This window comes from Flavobacteriales bacterium (assembly GCA_025210295.1).
GTDB lineage: Bacteria > Bacteroidota > Bacteroidia > Flavobacteriales_D > Parvicellaceae > S010-51.
Map to the genome: position 1 here is coordinate 39241 of JAOASC010000048.1, position 19534 is coordinate 58774.

A 19534-nucleotide genomic window follows, 5' to 3' on the forward strand; every position below is an offset into this window, starting at 1 on the left:
GCCAGTAGATTTTATTAGTTTTGTAACCGCTCATAAATCTTAATGCTTTGAACTTAGAAAAATTAAAATCGATTTACAAAGAGTCTCCCCATTCGACTCAAATTGCGAACACCTTAAAACAAGGAGACACTCGAATTCATTTAAAAGGATTAGCTGGTTCTATTGATGCATTAATTGCAGCCAGCGTTTGTCATAACTTAAATGGTAATTATTTATATGTATTACGAGACAAAGAAGAAGCAGCATATTTTTATAACAATTTAGAGCACATTCTAAAGGATGAAAAAGGGGTTTCCTTACTTTTTTATCCTGCATCCTACAGAAGACCTTATCAAATAGAAGCTATTGATAATGCAAATATTATCCAAAGGACTGAAGTTCTAAATACGGTAAGAAAAAGACGAAAAAACATCCTATTAGTGACCTATCCCGAAGCTATTATTGAGAACGTTGTTACTAAAAAAGAGTTTGAGAAAAACACCCTAGAGCTTGAAGTTGGCATTGAATACGAGGTTGATTTTATTAATGAGCTTTTAATTGAACATGACTTTGAGAAAGTGGATTACGTATTCGAACCAGGTCAGTTTGCTATACGTGGAGACATTGTCGACATCTATTCTTTTTCTAATGACCAGCCTTATCGTTTAGAATTTTTTGGTGATGAATTAGAATCTATTCGAATCTTTAACCCAGAAGATCAACTCTCGGTTAAAACACTAAAAAAAGTCGCTATAGTTCCCAATGTCAATAAAAAAATGTTGGAAGAAAGCAGGACTTCTTTTTTAAGCTATATTCCTAACGATACTAAAATATGGATTAAAGACTTTGAATACGCCAAAGACAAAATACTCAAAGGCTTTGACAAAGCAAACTATACCTACAATCAGCTAGATAGCACTGTAAAGAGGTTATCTCCTCTACAACTTTATTTGGCTCCCGCTGATTTCGAAAAGCAATTACTACAACACAGCATTATTGAGTTTGGAGAGCGTTTTCATTTCGACGCTCAACTCACCCTCAACTATGCTATCACACCTCAGCCTCCTTTCAACAAGAACTTCGACTTACTAATTGAAAGTCTAAACCGCAACACTTCCAACAATTTTATCAACCTCATTGTTTCAGACAACACGACACAACTGGAACGTCTTCACCGAATTTTCGCAGATATAGGACAAGAAGTTAGCTACAGTTCTATACCAATTGCACTACATGAAGGTTTTATTGATAAAGATTTAAAAATAGCTTGTTATACCGATCATCAAATTTTTGAACGTTATCATCGTTTTAAACTAAAAGAAGGCTACAAAAAATCCAAACAAGCATTCACCTTAAAAGAGATTTACAATTTGCAAAAAGGCGATTTTGTTGTCCATATTGACCATGGTGTTGGGGAGTTTTCTGGGCTAGAAAAGGTAGACACTAACGGAAAAATGCAAGAAGCAATTCGTTTGGTATATAAAGGTGGGGATATTCTATATGTCAGCATCCATTCTTTACATCGAATTTCAAAATTCACAGGAAAAGATGGGAAACAACCTACATTAAACAAACTAGGCTCTCCTGCTTGGGCTGCAGCCAAGAAAAAGACCAAGTCGAAAATAAAAGAAATGGCATACGATTTAATTCAATTGTATGCTAAGAGAAAAGCAAGTAAAGGGTTTGCCTATACACCTGATTCGTATCTACAGAATGAGTTAGAAGCTTCATTTATATACGAGGATACACCTGACCAATTAGCAACAACAATAGCTGTTAAAGCGGATATGGAATCTGAAGCTCCAATGGATCGTTTAGTTTGTGGAGATGTTGGATTTGGCAAAACAGAAATAGCCATCAGAGCAGCTTTTAAAGCTGTTACCGACAATAAACAAGTGGCTCTTCTAGTCCCTACAACAGTGCTTGCTTATCAACATTACAAAACATTTTCTGAACGATTAAAAAACTTCCCTTGTACTGTTGACTATGTGAATCGTTTTAAATCTAATGCTAAAAATAAAGAAACACTTAAAAAGTTATCAGAAGGTAAGGTAGATATTATCATTGGTACGCACCGATTGGCAGGAAAAGATGTTCAATTTAAAGATTTAGGTTTACTGATTATTGATGAAGAGCAAAAGTTTGGAGTATCAGTAAAAGACAAATTAAAAACATTAAAAAACAATGTTGATACATTGACATTAACGGCAACACCTATCCCTAGAACGCTTCAGTTCAGTATGATGAACGCCCGTGATTTATCGGTTATTAATACTCCTCCACCCAATCGTTTTCCTATAGATACCATAGTACAATCATTTAGTGAAGCTACAGTTAGAGATGCTATCAACTATGAAACTCAACGAGGTGGGCAAGTTTATTTCATTAACAATAGAGTCCAAAATATTAAAGAAGTAGCCGGAATGATTCAGCGTTTATGTCCTGATGTAAGAGTAGCTATTGGACATGGCCAAATGGATGGCAAACAACTCGAAGCCATTATAATGGATTTTATGGCGGGAATGTATGACGTTTTGGTTGCTACATCTATTGTTGAGTCGGGAATTGATGTTCCTAACGCGAATACCATCATCATCAATAACGCCAATCATTTTGGATTAAGTGACTTGCACCAACTACGTGGTCGCGTTGGGCGCTCCAACAAAAAAGCCTTTGCTTATTTATTCACTCCTCCTCCACAACATTTAACTGATGATGCCAGAAAACGATTAGCTGCAATTGAACAGTTTTCTGATTTAGGGAGTGGGATTAACATTGCTATGCGCGACTTAGACATCCGTGGAGCAGGAGATTTGTTAGGAGCCAATCAAAGTGGTTTTATAGGGGATATTGGTTTTGATACTTTCCAAAAAATCTTAGATGAGGCCATAAAAGAATTAAAAGAAAAAGAATTCAAAGATGTTTTTGAAGAGGAGTTAGCTAACCAAGAGTTTGTTACTGACTGTCAGCTCGAAACAGATCTACAGCTTGTTATTCCAGATGATTATGTAAATGAAATTACAGAAAGGTTAAGCTTATATCGAGAATTAGACGATTCTGAAAACGAAGAGCGCTTGAACCTTTTTGCTTCTAACTTAAAAGACCGCTTTGGAGACATTCCAAAAGAAACTGAAGAATTAATGAATGCTGTAAGGTTAAGATGGTTGGCTAAAGATGTTGGCTTCACAAAACTGATCATTAAAAACAACATTATGTTAGGTTCATTTATTGCGGATCAACAATCTCCTTATTTCCAATCAGAAAAGTTTACATTAGTACTCAACTACATTCAGAAAAATACTAAAAACTGTACAATTGCTGAAAAGAACGGAAAGTTAAGAATGCGCTTCAACAACATTAGGAGTATTGAAGAAGCAAAAGATACTCTCAGCCATCTTTTAAATGGCCAATAAGTCACATTTAAAAAAAGATAAAAAAAGATCAATAGTTTAAAAAAATGTTTACATTTGTGCTACATACAGTGAAAAGGAATTTAAGTTCTATCATCAATTCCAAACGATAATATTCACTACATACGCACAAAACATTTTCAAAATAACATTTACAGTATTATATGTACGATATAGCTCAACTAAGAAGCAAAAAAGTTGTTGAATTACGCGAAATCGCCGCTGAGTTAAAATTAACAAGGGTAGATAAGCTTAAAAAAGAAGAATTAGTTTATAAGATTCTAGATGAACAAGCTGTAGTATCTGCATCGGAAATTTCAAAGCCTAAGCCTAAAAGGCCTAGAACCAATCGTAAAGAAAAATTGGCTAGTTCTGAAAACAAACCAACAAAAGCGGTTGCTACTGAAAAAGAATCAAAAACAACTGAAACTACTGATAGAGATTCTAAAAACAAGGAAACGAAGAAGCCTGTTAAACAAACAAACTCGACGAACAAAAACGAGACAAAAAAGCCTGTTAAACAAGCCAACACTTCCAACAAAAACGAAGTTAAAGAAACTCAAAAAAAAGAAGCAGAAGACACCTCTAACAAACAGAAAAAACAGCATCCCCCAAAAAAGACTGACAACAGTAAGGCTAACGCCAACAACCCTAACCACCCTAGTTATAAAGGGAACAAACCTCAGAACAACAATTCTCAAAGAAACGCTAATCAAAATCAGCGTAACAACCCTAATCAAAAGCAAATTAGAAAACCGCAAACGACAGCAGAGGAATTGGGGTATAACTTTGATAACTTAATTGCCAGCGAGGGGGTTTTAGAAGTCATGCAAGATGGCTACGGTTTCTTACGTTCTTCTGACTATCATTATTTACCATCTCCAGATGATGTTTATGTTTCACATTCACAAATCAAGCTATTTGGTTTAAAAACTGGAGATACGATTAAAGGAAGCATTCGTCCTCCTAAAATTGGAGAACGTTATTTCCCATTAATTAAATTCTTAAAGATTAATGGTCGCGAACCTAACGAAATTAAAGACCGTGTACCATTTAAATACTTAACACCACTTTTCCCTACAGAAAAACTAAAGTTAACAGGACACAGTAAAGAAACACTTTCTACTCGTGTTATGGACTTATTTGCACCTATAGGAAAAGGGCAAAGAGGAATGATCGTAGCTCAACCTAAAACAGGGAAAACTGTTTTATTAAAAGATGTAGCTAATGCTATTGCTAGTAACCACCCTGAGGTTTACTTAATGGTTCTTTTAATTGATGAACGTCCTGAAGAGGTTACCGATATGCAACGTAGTGTAAATGCTGAGGTTATCGCCTCTACATTTGACGAACCAGCAGAAAGACATGTAAAAGTTGCGAATATTGTATTAGAAAAAGCAAAGAGATTAGTAGAAAGTGGACACGATGTTTGTATTTTATTAGACTCTATCACTCGTTTAGCACGAGCTTACAATACCGTAATGCCAGCTTCTGGAAAAGTCTTAACTGGTGGAGTTGACGCAAATGCTTTACACAAACCAAAACGATTCTTTGGTGCTGCTCGTAAAATTGAAAATGGAGGTTCTCTAACCATTTTAGCTACTGCGTTAACTGAAACTGGTTCTAAAATGGATGAAGTTATTTTCGAAGAGTTTAAAGGTACTGGTAATATGGAGTTACAATTGGATCGTAAGATTGCCAATAGAAGAATATTCCCAGCCATAGATATTCTAACATCTGGAACAAGAAGAGAAGACTTATTATTAAGCAAAGAATCTCTACAACGTGTTTGGCTATTAAGAAAATATATGGCAGACATGAAATCTGTTGAAGCGATGGAATTCTTAAAAGACCGTATGCAAGCGAGTAGAACTAATGAAGAGTTCTTAGCTTCTATGAATGGATAAAAAAGAAAATACAATTAATAAAAAAAGCCCCAAAATAAAATTTTATTTTGGGGCTTTTTAATGTAGCTTTAGACGATGAAAAAAGCTGTAAAACAAACCTTTCTTTTTCTAATTTTCTTTTCAATTCTAAATCTAATAGCTTATTTTTTTATGAGTTTATTTTTGGATAAAAAATTAGTATTTCAAATTTTAAAATGGGGATGTTTAGCTCAACTGTTTTTGTTTACTTCTAACCTTATTATTGAATTCATCAGTGATAAGACAAAATAGAGACTAACTAAACAATTCTACTAACTCTTCTTGTAACGTGTGTGTTTTATCTTTTACATACCATTTTTGTAATTCCACACTAAACTCTTCATAGGACAATTGTGGATTAGTTTTATGCTCCATTACCATATTTTGAGCTGGAGCTGGTCTAGGCCCCCATCTTTTAACTTCATTAAAATCCTCATCAAACAACACAAAAATGGGAATTGCTTTGGCTCCATTTGTTAAATAATTCTCCATCACTTCAGGGTATTCATCCCTAATCATCACTTTTAATGTTATGCCACCTACCTCATCAGCTAGCAATTTCATAATTGGAATAATGTTTCCTGCATCTCCACACCAAGCTTCTGATATTAGCAACCAATTTTTAGTAGGGTGTGTTTTTACTTTATCCACCAACTCCTCAGTTAACCGATAAGTCTTCAACCCTCTCTTTGTTCTTGTTAAAGACAATTTGGTATAGTTCAACATTGCTTCAGACTGGTTTGTACCTGTAGTCTTCCCGTCTTCAAATAACTCCTGAATATGCTGATAATAAACATCAAAATCAGGTAATTCGTTGTAAAATTCTTTTGTCACTTTCATCTCTTGATTTATTCTATTTGACTTGATTCATTTTATATATCTGTCTTAAAAAAAACAAATTCCTTATAGGATAACTAAATTTTTAATTTATCTCTTATAAGCAGAACACTTTTTTTATTACTTTTGTGTAAAATAAGAATAAGAAATGGCAGATAAAAATTTTCACGGAAGCACAGAAGGAATTGGATACATCTATGTTGGATTAGCATTAGTTACTATTTTCACTATTGTTTTTTTCGGATAATTTGATAAACGCTTCAAGACAATGAATAAGCGAATTGGAAAACCTTTCAATTCTATTTTTTCGTGGATCATAAAAAAAAGAATCCATCAAATTGACTTATTCAAAAAACACCCTATAGAAGTTCAAAACGAACTCATAGAATCACTTATAACGCGTGCAAAGAATACTGAATTCGGGAAGAAGCATCATTTTTCATCCATAGAGAATTACCTCGATTTCACTAAAAACATTCCTATTCAGGACTACAGTTCCTTAAAACCTTACATTGACAGAAATATAAAAGGCGAGCAAAATTTACTTTGGCCAGAAGAAGTTAAATGGTTTGCAAAATCATCAGGAACAACGACAGGGAAAAGTAAGTTTATTCCTGTGACCAAAGAGGTGATAGAAGATTGTCATTATAAAGGAGGTAAAGATCTATTGGGGATGTACTACAACCATCATCCCAATACACAACTTTTTAATGGGAAGCACCTTATTTTAGGAGGGAGTTCTCAAATTAACTATTTTAACCATCAATCCTATTTTGGGGATTTATCTGCGATTATTGTCAATAACTTACCTTGGTGGTGTGAATGGCGAAGAACCCCAAAAAAAGAAATTACATTGATGGAAAACTGGAATGAAAAACTTCCTAAAATGGTTGAATCTACCGTCAATGAAGATGTAATGATCTTAGCAGGAGTTCCTTCATGGACCCTCGTTTTTCTAAAACAAGTTTTGGAACATACTCAAAAAGACAACATCATGGAGGTGTGGCCCAACCTAGAGTTATATATGCATGGAGGTGTTAACTTTGAACCTTACCGTTCTCAATTTGAAGCCATTATAAAAAACAAGAACATGAACTATGTTCAAACCTATAATGCTAGCGAGGGCTTTTTTGCCATCCAAGATCAAGTCAAAGCCACTGATATGCTATTGATGTTGGACTATGGCATCTATTACGAATTTTTGCCACTAGAAGAACTTCATAAAGAGCACCCCAAAACGCTAGAATTAAAAGATGTTGAAACAGGCATCAATTATGCTTTGATTATCACGACTAGTGCTGGATTATGGCGTTATATGATTGGAGACACTATCCAATTTACCCATTTAAAACCGCACCGAATTATCGTAACTGGGCGAACAAGTCAATTTATCAATACGTTTGGAGAAGAGGTTATGGTAGACAACACAGACAATGCCATTCGCATTGCTTGTGAACGCACCAACTCCTCAGTCAAAGATTATACACTGGCGCCCGTTTTTATGAAAGAAGATGAAACTGGCGGACATGAGTGGATTATTGAGTTTTATAAACAACCGAAAAACATTGACTTTTTTGTTGACGTTTTAGACAATGCTTTAAAAAGTTTGAATAGTGATTATGAAGCCAAAAGATCGAATGACCTTACTATTAGAAAACCGATCATTCATATTGCAAAAACTGGCATATTTCATGATTGGTTAACTAGTAAAGATAAATTGGGGGGACAACATAAAATACCTCGTTTGTCGAACAACAGAATACTAATTGAAGAACTCTTGGCGTTAATGAAATAAGACTAATCTTTATCTATGAAATTTTCTACTCTCATAATACTATCGTTTATCTGCTTATTCATAAAAGCCCAGCCCCAACCTATCCTTAGCTTTAAAATTGATCCCCCCAGCGACATCTGTATTGACCACCTTGACAAAATTTATATCTTTAATAAAGAAACAATAGATCAGTACAACGCTAAAGGAAAAAAAATAGCAACATATAGTAACAATCAACTAGGAGCTATCAATAAAATAGATGTCAGTAATCCACTCAAAGTTTTAGTCCTACATAAAGACCAAAACACATTAGAAATTTTAGACAATACTTTATCAACTGAACGTAACACAACACTAGACCTAACTAATGCTAATCTATATAACACCAGTGTTTTTGCCTACAGTTCTATTGACAATGGCGTTTGGTTTTATGACCAAGAATTGTTTCAAATCATCAAAGTTGACCTTACCATGAACCGAATCTATGAATCTGGTAACTTACTACAAATTTTGGGGCTAGATACGCTTGATGTTGTTGATTTAATTGAGCATAAAAACAAGCTATACCTCATTACCCCAACATCAATTTTAATTTTCGACAACTTTGGTGCTTACTATTCAACCGTTCATTTACAGGATAACCAACAAGTATTGAGCATAGAAGAAAACACTATTTTTTATCAAACCCCCAACTACATCAAAGCTTATAATCTATTAACGTTTGAAACGCAAGAAACACCATTTCAAGCACCTAAGAATTCAAAAACAACGTTAAAAAACAATAAGATTTATAGCATTACTGATGGTATTTTTTCTGTTTTTGAATTAGATTCAGAATAGAATATCTTATCTTGTAAGAATTAATTATGAAAACCATTTTAAGCTATATCGTTTTATTTCCTGTTAAACTTTATCAATGGATTATTTCTCCCTTATTTCCTGCTACCTGTAGACACACCCCTACTTGTTCTGTTTATACTGTTGAAGCAGTAAAGGAATGGGGACCACTAAAGGGCATTTGGCTAGGAATGAAACGGTTAGCAAAATGTCATCCATGGGGAACATCTGGGTATGACCCAGTCCCTCGAAAATGCAATCACGAACACTGTAATCACGCGCACTAAAACACACAATACTATGCTTAAAATTGACATGCACACGCACATCATGCCTAAAAATCTTCCACGTTGGGCCGACAAATTTGGTTATGACGGTTTTATCCATTTGGATCATCATAGGGAGGGTTATGCTAACATGATGCAAGGAGAAAAGTTCTTTAGAGAAATCAATGAGAACTGTTGGGACGGAGCGGTTAGAATTAAGGAATATCAGCAGCATGAAACGCAAGTTCAAGTTGTATGTACGATTCCTGTATTATTCGCTTATTTTGCCAAGCCTAAAGACGGATTAGAAGTCGCTCAGTTTCTAAATGACGACATCGCTAATTTAGTAGCAAAATATCCTAAAAACTATGTTGGTCTGGGGACTATTCCGATGCAAGACCCTGAACTTGCTGTGCAGGAGCTACATCGAATAAAAGAAATCGGTTTAGTAGGTATACAAATTGGTTCTAACGTTGACAATAAAAACTTGAATGAACCTGAGTTTTACCCTATTTGGGAAGCTTGTGAAAAATTAGGGTTAGCCATATTTGTTCATCCATGGAATATGATGGGAAAAAAGCACATGGAAAAATACTGGTTGCCATGGTTGGTTGGAATGCCTGCTGAAACAGCACGAGCTATTTCATCGATGATTTTTGGTGGAATATTCGAAAAATTCCCTAAACTAAGAGTCAACTTTGGACATGCAGGCGGCTCTTTCTTGGCTACAATTGGTAGAATAGAACATGGGTTTAATTGCCGTCCGGACTTAGTCGCTGTAGACAATCCAATTAATCCCAAAGATTATTTAGGAAAATTTTGGGTCGATTGTATCACGCATGACCCAAGGATGTTAAAATATGTATTAGAAGTTCAAGGCTCTAATCGAGTTACTTTGGGAAGCGATTATCCATTTCCACTAGGGGATTTAGAAATTGGAAAGTTTGTTACAGAAGCTGGTTTAGAAAAACCTGTAGTTGATGACATTTTTTGTAACAGCACACTTGAATGGTTAAACCTTGACAAAAAGCTATTCCTGTAATGAATATTTTTGTTTTTTTATTGCTCTTCTTCATCGTTGGAGGTTTAATAGAACTCTATGTTTTTCAGGCGATAAAACAGTTGACCAAAAACAAGACATTACAAAAGCTTTGGTTGGCGATTCCTATTTTAATTTTCGTTAATCTAGCCTATGGATTTATTACAACCCCTAGAACTGAGGGACAAACAATACAATTACAATGGGCTTTGGGGCTTGTTTTAATCAATGTAGTCCCTAAGTTATTTATTCTCATCCTTCTGTTGATTGAAGACCTCAACAGGGGGAGTCAACGAATTTTCAAACTTTTTAAGGGTACACCATCTACTCCAATAAAAGGGAGAAGAAAATTTATTTCACAATTAGCTTTGGGAATAGCAGCTATTCCATTTTCTAGTTTTCTATATGGAATTATTAAAGGAAGGTATAATTTCAAAGTCATTAAATACCAATTGTTTTTCGATGATTTACCTAAAGCTTTTGACGGCTTTACCATTACTCAAATTTCTGATATACATTCTGGAAGCTTTACCAACAAAGAAAAAGTTCAATATGGAGTTGACTTAATTAATGAGCAAAAATCTGATTTGTTGTTATTTACTGGGGACATTGTAAATAATAAAGCAACTGAAATGGACCAATGGATTTCTATTTTTAAGCAATTAAACGCTCCCTATGGTAAATATTCGGTATTGGGTAATCATGATTATGGTGAATATAACGAATGGAAAACACCAGAAGATAAAGCAGCTAATTTTCAAGCGATAAAAGACATTCATCCCAAAATTGGGTTTGAACTGTTATTAAATGAAAGTAGAACAATTGAAAAAGAGGGACAAAAAATAGCTTTAATTGGAGTTGAAAACTGGGGAAAACAATTCAAAAAAGCAGGAGACTTAAAATTGGCTAGTCAACATGTTCATCAAGACGACTTTAAAATATTAATGAGTCACGACCCTAGTCATTGGGAATTGGAAGTGAAAAAAGATGACTTTAATTACCAATTGACATTAAGTGGCCATACCCATGGGCTACAATTTGGCATAGAAATACCTGGATTCATCAAATGGAGTCCCTCTAAATATGTCTATAAACAATGGGCTGGATTGTATCAAGAATTGGGTAGATATATTAATGTGAACAGAGGCTTTGGCTATCATGCTTTCCCTGGAAGAGTTGGGATATGGCCAGAAATCACAGTCATTGAATTGAAGCAATCCAACAACTCATCAAGTTCCAACAGAAAATAGTATCTTCGCAACTCAGATTCCGACACAAAATAAATTACAACATGAAACAATTCGTCACATTATTAATCATTTTAGCTTTTATTCAAACATCATGCTCTGCACAGCGCGGTTACTGGCAACAACATGCGAAATACAAGATGGATATCGATATGGATGCTAAAAAGCATCAGTTTAAAGGAGAACAAGAGTTAGTCTATACCAATAACTCTCCCGATACATTACACCATGTTTTTTATCATTTGTATTACAATGCTTTTCAACCCGGATCGATGATGGATGTTCGTTCAAGAACTATTATTGATCCTGACCCAAGAGTGGGGGATCGTATTGTACATTTAAAACCTGATGAAATTGGTTTTCATAAAATTAATAGCTTAACTCAAAACGGAAAAGCTTTAAAATATAATGTCGTTGGTACTATTTTAGAGGTTCAACTCGCAACTCCTATTTTACCTGGGAAAAAGTCAACCTTTAAAATGAGTTTCGACAGTCAGGTTCCTGTACAAATTAGAAGAACGGGAAGAAACAATCAAGAGGGTGTGGATTATTCAATGACACAATGGTATCCTAAAATGTGTGAATATGACAAAGATGGTTGGCATGCTAACCCTTATATTGGAAGAGAATTCCATGGGATTTGGGGTGATTTTGATGTTAAAATCACGATTGATAAAGACTACTTATTAGGCGGAACGGGATATGTTCAAAACCCACAAGAAGTGGGGAAAGGATACGAGGATAAAAACAAAAAAATAAAAATACAAAAAGGAAACCCTAATAAACTAACATGGCATTTCTACGCTCCACAAGTTCACGATTTTGCTTGGGCTGCTGATCCAGAATTTACTCACGACACAACTGCGTTGGACAATGGTACTATCTTACACTTTATCTATATGAAAGATACCTTGCAAGAACGTTGGTCCAAACTAAAGCCTGAAGCCAAAAAAAGTTTTGAGTTTGTTAATAAAAACTTTGGCGAATATCCTTACAAACAGTATTCAGTAATTCAAGGAGGTGATGGAGGAATGGAATATCCAATGTGTACCTTAATTACTGCTCATAGTAGCTTTAAAGGACTGGTAAGTGTTACTGTTCATGAATCCATTCACAGTTGGTTTCAAGGGTTAATGGCGACTAATGAAAGTAAATATGCTTGGATGGACGAAGGGTTTACCACTTTTGCTCAGTATAAAACGATGGATTACCTCAATAATGGAGGTGCTTTGAACCCTATCGCTAGACAATATGGAGGATATAAACGTGTTGTTGAAGCCAACAGACAGGAACCTTTAACTACGCATGCTGATTTTTATAAAAGCAATGCCGTTTATGGGAACAATGCTTATTCAAAAGGGGCGATCTTATTAATGCAATTAAGCTATATTGTTGGTGATGCTGCTGTAATGCGTGGGATGAAACGTTATTTTGATGAATGGCATTTTAAACACCCTACTCCACAAGACTTTAAGCGCATCATAGAAAAAGAATCAAATATGGAATTGGATTGGTACTTTGAACAATTTGTTGGAACAACCAATACCATTGATTACAGTATTAAGTCGGTTACTAAAAAAGATGGAAAAACAAACATTACACTTGCTAGAAAAGGAGACATGCCAATGCCAATAGATTTAGTTGTAAAACTAAAAGATGGTTCTTTAAAATGGTACTATATTCCTATGCGAATTATGAGAAACAATAAGGGGGAAGACCTTTATGAAATCCCTAGAGTTAATAAGGCTGCTTGGCCTTGGGTTTATCCAGAATATGAACTAATTATTGACGAAGCTATTGAAAACATTGAAGCTATTGAAATAGACCCATCAACAAGAATGGCTGACATTAACCGCGAAAACAATTACTATCCTAAAGAACAAAAGGATGAAAGCATTAAATTTGATGGAAAATGATTAAAAAGTATCTTCCACTACTCTTTATTTTCTTCTTTTTTTGGACAAGCTGTAAGACCGAAACTGTTGAATCTGCTCGTAACCTTTCATTAGAAAAAGACTTTGAATGGGCCACTGTTGAACATCGCTATAAAATAAAAGTTCCCAACTACTTAAAGTCTACTACAATTCTAAATGATGAAGCTTCTTTACAGTATATGCACATGTATAAGGAAGAATATTTAATCATAATTGATGAATCTAAACAAGAATTTATTGATGCCTTTAGAGCATTAGAAGCCTACGATGAAGAGCAGAATACACTAAAGAATTTTCATGAGGTTCAGACAACGCACCTAACTACAGCCATGCATTTGCGCCCCACCTCTACACCTCAATTTATTCAATTGAGAAATACAGCTGCTTACTTTGCTGAATTTGACGCCAATATTGAGGGGACTCAAGAAACTGCCAGTTACTTTATTTATCATGTAGCAAGTACTGAAAGGCTATACACAATCATGTTGTGGACGTTAAAAAAGAACCGTGATATTTACAGAGAAAAAGTAAAAAAAATGTTATCGACTTTCAACAGTTTAGAAGTAGAGAATTAAACGTTAAAAGATTGTTAAGCTTTTATTTTCCGCCTATATTTTCACCTTTTGGAATAAAACTTGCAAAAACAACTGTAATTGAATTATTTAGAACATTCAATAATAATTATTAAGATAGTTTTTTTATATTAGACAAAATTTTGTCGCCACAAAACAAACATTATGAAATTAAACATTAAGAAACTTGCTTTTACGGTATTAACAGCAGGAATTATATCATTCGGAGCGCAGGCTCAATTTGAAGGAGTAATCGATTTTGAAAAAAATGTTGGAAGTGTTAGTGTTAACTACAGATACTTCGTCAAAGGAGACCATATTAGAATCGAAGAAGTTGCTGATGATGGAGCTGTTGAGGGTATACAATTAATTGATTTAACTAAAAAAACAATGTATGCTATCAGCCCTGAGCAAAAGTTATACATGGAAGCTCCAAATAGACGTCCTGCAGGAGAATTTAACGTTGAAGTTGAAAGAACAGGAAAAACTAAAGAAATTTTAGGTAAAAAATGTAAAGAAATTGTTGTTACAAGTACAGCAAAAGATCGAAAAATTATCTATTGGGTTACTAAAGGAGATTATGACTTTTTCATTCCAATGCTTGTTGCATTAAACAGAAAAGAAAATCAATCATTGTTTTTCCAAAAAATTGAAAACATTGACGGATTCTTCCCAATGTTGAGTCAAGAATATATTCTTTCTACTAACCGTTTAGTTTCAGAATTAAAAACAAAAGAAGTAAAAGCAAAAGCAAATGAAGCTAGTATTTTTGAAATCCCTAGCGATTATAAAAAGTTTGAAAGATAATTAACAATTCATATTGCATATCTAAAAAGCCGAAAGAAATTCTTTCGGCTTTTTTTTGTTTATTTTTATCTAGTTATAATCTATCTAATGCAAAAACTTATCACATTACTATCAACGCTACTAATTAGTCTTTTTTTATGGGGACAGGAAGATAGCTGTGTTATTTGTTTTTCTCATACTGGTGGATTCCACCCCAATAGTTTTGAACTAACTATTTCTTCTCAAGATAGCGTCAGTTATTATTATACACTTGATGGCCGTACCCCCAATAGTTCTTCAAAAAAATATACACAACCGATATTCATTGACTCAACAAGATCACTCTCTGTTGTAGCTTATAAAAAGGGGAAAAGAATTGCTCAAAAGACTACCACTTTTTTTACAGACAGAACTTTCGACATGGGCGTAATTGCTATTACCGCAAATCCAGACGATTTCTTTAGTTATGAAAGAGGAATTTATGTTAAAGGGTGTTGTGCCAATGAAGATCCTCCCTATAATGGCGCCAACTTTTGGAAAGGTTGGGAAAGAAAAGTCAACGTAGAACTGTATGAATCTGATGGAACACTCGCTTTTAATCAAAAAGCTGGGGCAAAAATATTTGGAGGTTTTAGTAAAAGCCTTCCTATGAAATCAATTTCTCTCACGTCACGAAAGAAATATGAAAAAAAATACTTTAAATACCAACTATTCCCTGATAAGGAAATTACAAAATTTAAGTCCTTTGTACTAAGAAACTCTGGTGGCGACTTTAACAAAACGCACTTTAGAGATGCTCTTATCACCAACCTTGTAGCCCCTTTAGACATAGAAATTCAAGCTTATCGACCTGTTGTCGTTTATATTAATGGGACCTACTGGGGGATTCACAACTTAAGAGAAAAAATTACAGAACATTTTTTAAAATTTAATGGGAATGCCAATCCAGACAGTGTTGATTTAATGAAACATCGCAATGATTTACAACATGGAAATAGAAAACAATACAAAGCCTTGTTAAAATACCTTTCTAGACATGATTTAAGCGATACCCTAGCTGTAAGAACCTTGTCTCAACTAATGGACATTGACAACTTTATGGATTACAACATTACTCAAATATATGCTGATAATCGAGATGCTGGAGGAAATATTCGTTACTGGAAACCCCAAGACAACAATTCTCAATGGCGTTGGATCTTATTTGACACTGATATGAGTTTTGGTATTAGCGATTGGAAAGGTTATAAAACAAATACCCTTTCCAAAATGACAGCTAAGAATACTGAAGCATGGCCCAACCCTGCATGGAGTACTTTTATTATTCGAAAACTACTCGAAAACGACAGTCTAAAAAACAACTATATCAACCGTTTCTCTGATAGACTAAATACTATTTTCACTTCAGAAAATGTATTATTTAAAATTGATTCTATCAAAGCATTACTCAACGATGAAATGCCTAACCATGTCAAAAAATGGAGAAGTAACAACATGAAAAGATGGGAAAGAAATGTAAACATACTCAGAGATTTTGCCAATTATAGGCCAACTTATGTTCGTAAACACCTCATGGAAAAATTTGAATTAACCGACACCATAGCTGTTACCATAAAACATCCACATCCAGAAAAAGGAAAAGTCTTCCTTAACTCTCTTACTATTTCTGATAATTTTAATGGTTATTATTTTAAAGAAATACCTATTCGACTCATTGCTCAACCTGCTTTTGGTTATGATTTTGTAGAATGGACTGGAATTAACCAAACGGCTTCAGCATACGACTATCAGCTTTCTGAAGCCATAACAATAACTCCTAAATTCCAACAAAAGAAAGCTAGTTCATGGCGACAAAAAGTTGTACTTAATGAACTATGTCTTAAATCAGACCCAAGCAACCTTACTAAAGATTGGGTTGAACTTTATAACCATTCGGACACCACCATTAACATCTCAAACTGGAAGTTAATAATTGAAGACAGTCATTTATACTTTGACGACAACACTTTTTTAGCACCAAAATCTTATCTAATTGTCGCTAGAAACCCAAGCAAAATAAACGCAAAATCTCCCGTTTATAAGGACTCCTTACCTCAAGGAATCCCCTCTCAAAATGGGTTTATTGCATTGTTAGATCATAACTTAGCGGTAGTTGACTCTTTTCAATACGATCTTAACAAAAACTTTAAAGTTGACAGTATTAAAACACCAATTATTCTAGAAAAAGTTAACCCTAATCAAATCAGCAATATTGCCAATTGGAATATCAACACCCTCCCTACGCTAGGCGAAAGAAATAGGGCTTTCAAAACACCAAAAGCTCCAAACATTAACATTATTGATCGGTATTGGAAACAAATAATTGTTGGTTCTTTAGCTCTTGTTTTGATTCTCATTCTTCTAATTATAATTTTGAGAAAAAGACACTTTAGTAAAATTGGATGATTATGATTCCAACATATAGAGGTATTCAGTTCTCTGGCGATTGGGTTTCAAAAGTCATTCAACAACTCAACAAAGATTTGCTATTAACAGGCTTTGAACAACAGTTTGATTGTAATAGTTCTGCTGAGCAATTCGTAACAGCGTGTATTCGTTACTTTGAAACCTTATTAATTCAAAATGAACCCCAGCTTTTTAACTTATTATATCGAATAGATGTTCCTCAAGAAAAAATACACAATACCCAAGGCACTCCTCATATCAGCATTACCAAAGAAATCTTAAATCGTGAATTTCAAAAAGTCGTATTAAAAAGTCAATTTTAATTTATCAATTTAGAATGTTGAAAAAACATATTATAACGGTAGCTTTACTACTTATCGGTTTTTTGTTTTGGTCTCAAGAAAATGAACTGAACCTTAGTAACTTTAAATCTCAAGACCTCCCTGAACAGGAAAAGTTAATCATTCAAAAACAATTAGAATTATACCAAGAAACAAAATCTGAGCTTACCCAATTAAAATTGATTGCCAACTTACTCGACAGCTTACAAAGTAGGCCTGCTATCGACTTTTATGCCGATTTCTTAGTAAAAAAATCAGATCAATTATTGACCAAACTACCTACAGAAGCAACTCCAATAAACAATTACAAATTAATAGGATGGAGCTATATTGGGGAAAGCTATTTCTATAAAAATCAAATTGATTCGGCATTATTTATTATGAAAGAATGCGTCTCGTTATCTAAAACAAATAACAACCTAGAAACCCTAGCTTCCAATTTAAATAACCTCTCCTACATCTATCAAATTTTAGGGAACGATTCATTGGCCTTTGAATATATTCAAGCTTCAATCCCTGTGAAAAAACAAATTCCCAATAATGCCAAAAGTTTATCTACATCTTACAACAACCTTGGAAACATACATGAAAAGAGAGGGGAATATTCTCCAGCTTTTAAAAACTATTTCATTAGCTTAAAAATTAGAGACAGTCTTAAAGATTATAGAGGCATGGGAAATGTTCTAAACAACATTGCAAACCTCTACCAAAACACGGGAAATTCAACCAACGCCCTTCATTACTTTAGTCAATCAACACAAGCTAGAGTCAAGGCTAAAGACTCTCTAGGTTTATGTAATAATTATAACAATATTGGTTCTATTTATCACCAACAAAAAAAATACGACAGTGCAATAAGCTATTACTTAAAAGCCCTTCAAGTGATTGAATGGCACAATAAAAACCGGCTTTCTCACCCCACTCCTGGACAAGATCTTTATGCCATTACCTTGACTAATTTAGCCGATTTATATGCCCAACAAGGGGACAGTAAAAAAGCAATAGAACTTCATTTAAAAGCAATAGAACTAAAAGAAACGTATCAATATATCCCAAGCGAGAACTTGGGCTTTTCATATTATCATCTGGGACAACTTTACTTCAACAATAACGATTTTAATAAAGCGGAACAATATGCTCAAAAAGGGATGTTATTATTAAACAAGCTTAACTCTCCCAAACTCTCCAATATGATAACCTACTTAATGTCTCAGATTTATATTAATAAAGGGGATTATAAAAAAGGTTATGAAATGTTACACCTTTCTACACAAATGAAAGACAGCATGGTAAATGCCAACTTAATATCTGAAGCGGCCAATAGAAGTGCCCGATTTAAATACGAGCAAAAACAACTCATCGACAGCCTCAAAGCAATAGAAAAGGAGCGACTAAACGTAGAAAAATTTAAAACACAAGCAGCAAAAAACAGCAGTCAAAAAATTCTTTACATTAGTCTTGCTACCTTTATTATACTGGTCATCTTAATCTACTCAATTATTCAACGAAATAAGAGTGCTCAAAAGATTTTAAAACTTAAACACCAAACACTGCAACTTCAAATTAACCCACATTTTTTCTTTAATGCTTTAAACGCTATCAGTAACTATATAGGGTCTAACCAACCTTTTATTGCTAAACAATATTTAGCTAAATTTTCCAAAGTAATGCGTTCTTCACTTGAAAATGTACAGCAAGAATTAATTTCCTTAGAAGAGGAGCTCATTTTTACCAAAAACTATATGGAGATTGAAAAACTTCAGCATAGAAACTTCGAGTACAGCATAACGATAGCTGATCAAATTGAAACGGAAACGGTAATGCTCCCTCCTACTATTTTCCAACCATTTATTGAAAATGCCATTCTTCATGGCTTTATTGAAAAGACAGAAGAGCATAAAGGTTTGATTAGCATCAATATAAAGGCTAAAAACAATCAAATTCTCTTTGAAATAATAGATAATGGAGTTGGACTTTCTATGCCTAAAAAAGAGCGTGACCATCAATCTCTAGCCATTTCTATAACGACCAATAGGCTACAATTATTTACTAAAAATAGTGCTGCACTAAAAATAACTAATCACCCTCAGCATTCTGGGGTCCTTGTTTCTTTTGCTATTCCTCAACAATAGATAAGCTACG

The 19534-nt window shown here is 34.2% G+C and carries 14 protein-coding genes; 13 read left to right on the forward strand and 1 reads right to left on the reverse strand.

Annotation, left to right across the window (positions count from 1 at the left end; translation table 11 throughout):
- The first annotated feature begins 47 nt into the window (after positions 1 to 47).
- Both mfd and rho read left to right on the forward strand, forming a co-directional pair.
- Positions 48 to 3392, forward strand: a complete 3345-nt coding sequence (gene mfd, locus N4A35_16415; GenBank protein MCT4582998.1) for a transcription-repair coupling factor — start codon at positions 48 to 50, stop codon at positions 3390 to 3392.
- Positions 3393 to 3553: 161 nt separating this feature from the next.
- Positions 3554 to 5296 carry a transcription termination factor Rho gene (gene rho, locus N4A35_16420; GenBank protein ID MCT4582999.1) on the forward strand — a complete coding sequence of 581 codons (1743 nt, stop codon included), beginning with the start codon at positions 3554 to 3556 and terminating at the stop codon, positions 5294 to 5296.
- Positions 5297 to 5569: 273 nt separating this feature from the next.
- Here rho and N4A35_16425 read toward each other — a convergent pair whose 3' ends face one another.
- The gene (locus tag N4A35_16425; GenBank protein MCT4583000.1) at positions 5570 to 6154 is read right to left on the reverse strand and encodes a thioredoxin family protein; all 585 of its coding nucleotides are present in this window, start codon (positions 6152 to 6154) and stop codon (positions 5570 to 5572) included.
- 265 nt (positions 6155 to 6419) lie between these two features.
- On the opposite strand from N4A35_16425, the gene N4A35_16430 reads away from it, so the two are divergent.
- The 11 genes from N4A35_16430 (at position 6420) to N4A35_16480 (ending at position 19524) form a co-directional block, all read left to right on the forward strand.
- The gene (locus N4A35_16430; protein ID MCT4583001.1) at positions 6420 to 7946 is read left to right on the forward strand and encodes a GH3 auxin-responsive promoter family protein; all 1527 of its coding nucleotides are present in this window, start codon (positions 6420 to 6422) and stop codon (positions 7944 to 7946) included.
- Between the two features lie 15 nt (positions 7947 to 7961).
- Positions 7962 to 8765, forward strand: coding sequence for a hypothetical protein (locus N4A35_16435; GenBank protein MCT4583002.1), 804 nt, complete (start codon positions 7962 to 7964; stop codon positions 8763 to 8765).
- Between the two features lie 26 nt (positions 8766 to 8791).
- Positions 8792 to 9049, forward strand: coding sequence for a membrane protein insertion efficiency factor YidD (gene yidD / locus N4A35_16440; protein MCT4583003.1), 258 nt, complete (start codon positions 8792 to 8794; stop codon positions 9047 to 9049).
- A 13-nt stretch (positions 9050 to 9062) separates the two neighbouring features.
- Positions 9063 to 10070: an amidohydrolase gene (locus N4A35_16445; GenBank protein MCT4583004.1), complete on the forward strand. Its 1008-nt coding sequence runs from the start codon at positions 9063 to 9065 to the stop codon at positions 10068 to 10070.
- Positions 10070 to 11317 (forward strand): metallophosphoesterase, encoded by a 1248-nt coding sequence (locus N4A35_16450; protein ID MCT4583005.1) that lies wholly within the window; start codon positions 10070 to 10072, stop codon positions 11315 to 11317. Before N4A35_16445 ends, N4A35_16450 begins: the two co-directional genes overlap by 1 nt.
- A 41-nt stretch (positions 11318 to 11358) precedes the next feature.
- Positions 11359 to 13230, forward strand: a complete 1872-nt coding sequence (locus N4A35_16455; protein ID MCT4583006.1) for a M1 family metallopeptidase — start codon at positions 11359 to 11361, stop codon at positions 13228 to 13230.
- The gene (locus N4A35_16460; protein ID MCT4583007.1) at positions 13227 to 13823 is read left to right on the forward strand and encodes a hypothetical protein; all 597 of its coding nucleotides are present in this window, start codon (positions 13227 to 13229) and stop codon (positions 13821 to 13823) included. The genes N4A35_16455 and N4A35_16460 overlap by 4 nt, the downstream gene beginning before the upstream one ends.
- A gap of 162 nt (positions 13824 to 13985) precedes the next feature.
- Positions 13986 to 14627, forward strand: a complete 642-nt coding sequence (locus N4A35_16465) for a DUF4412 domain-containing protein (GenBank protein MCT4583008.1) — start codon at positions 13986 to 13988, stop codon at positions 14625 to 14627.
- 87 nt (positions 14628 to 14714) lie between these two features.
- Complete coding sequence (locus N4A35_16470) at positions 14715 to 17051, forward strand: CotH kinase family protein (protein ID MCT4583009.1); 2337 nt, start codon at positions 14715 to 14717, stop codon at positions 17049 to 17051.
- 2 nt (positions 17052 to 17053) lie between these two features.
- Entirely contained in the window at positions 17054 to 17374 is a 321-nt protein-coding gene (locus N4A35_16475) for a hypothetical protein (protein ID MCT4583010.1), read from the forward strand.
- Positions 17375 to 17388: 14 nt separating this feature from the next.
- A complete protein-coding gene (locus N4A35_16480) occupies positions 17389 to 19524 on the forward strand; it encodes a tetratricopeptide repeat protein (GenBank protein ID MCT4583011.1) in 2136 nt (711 codons plus the stop codon).
- The last annotated feature ends 10 nt before the right edge of the window (positions 19525 to 19534 follow it).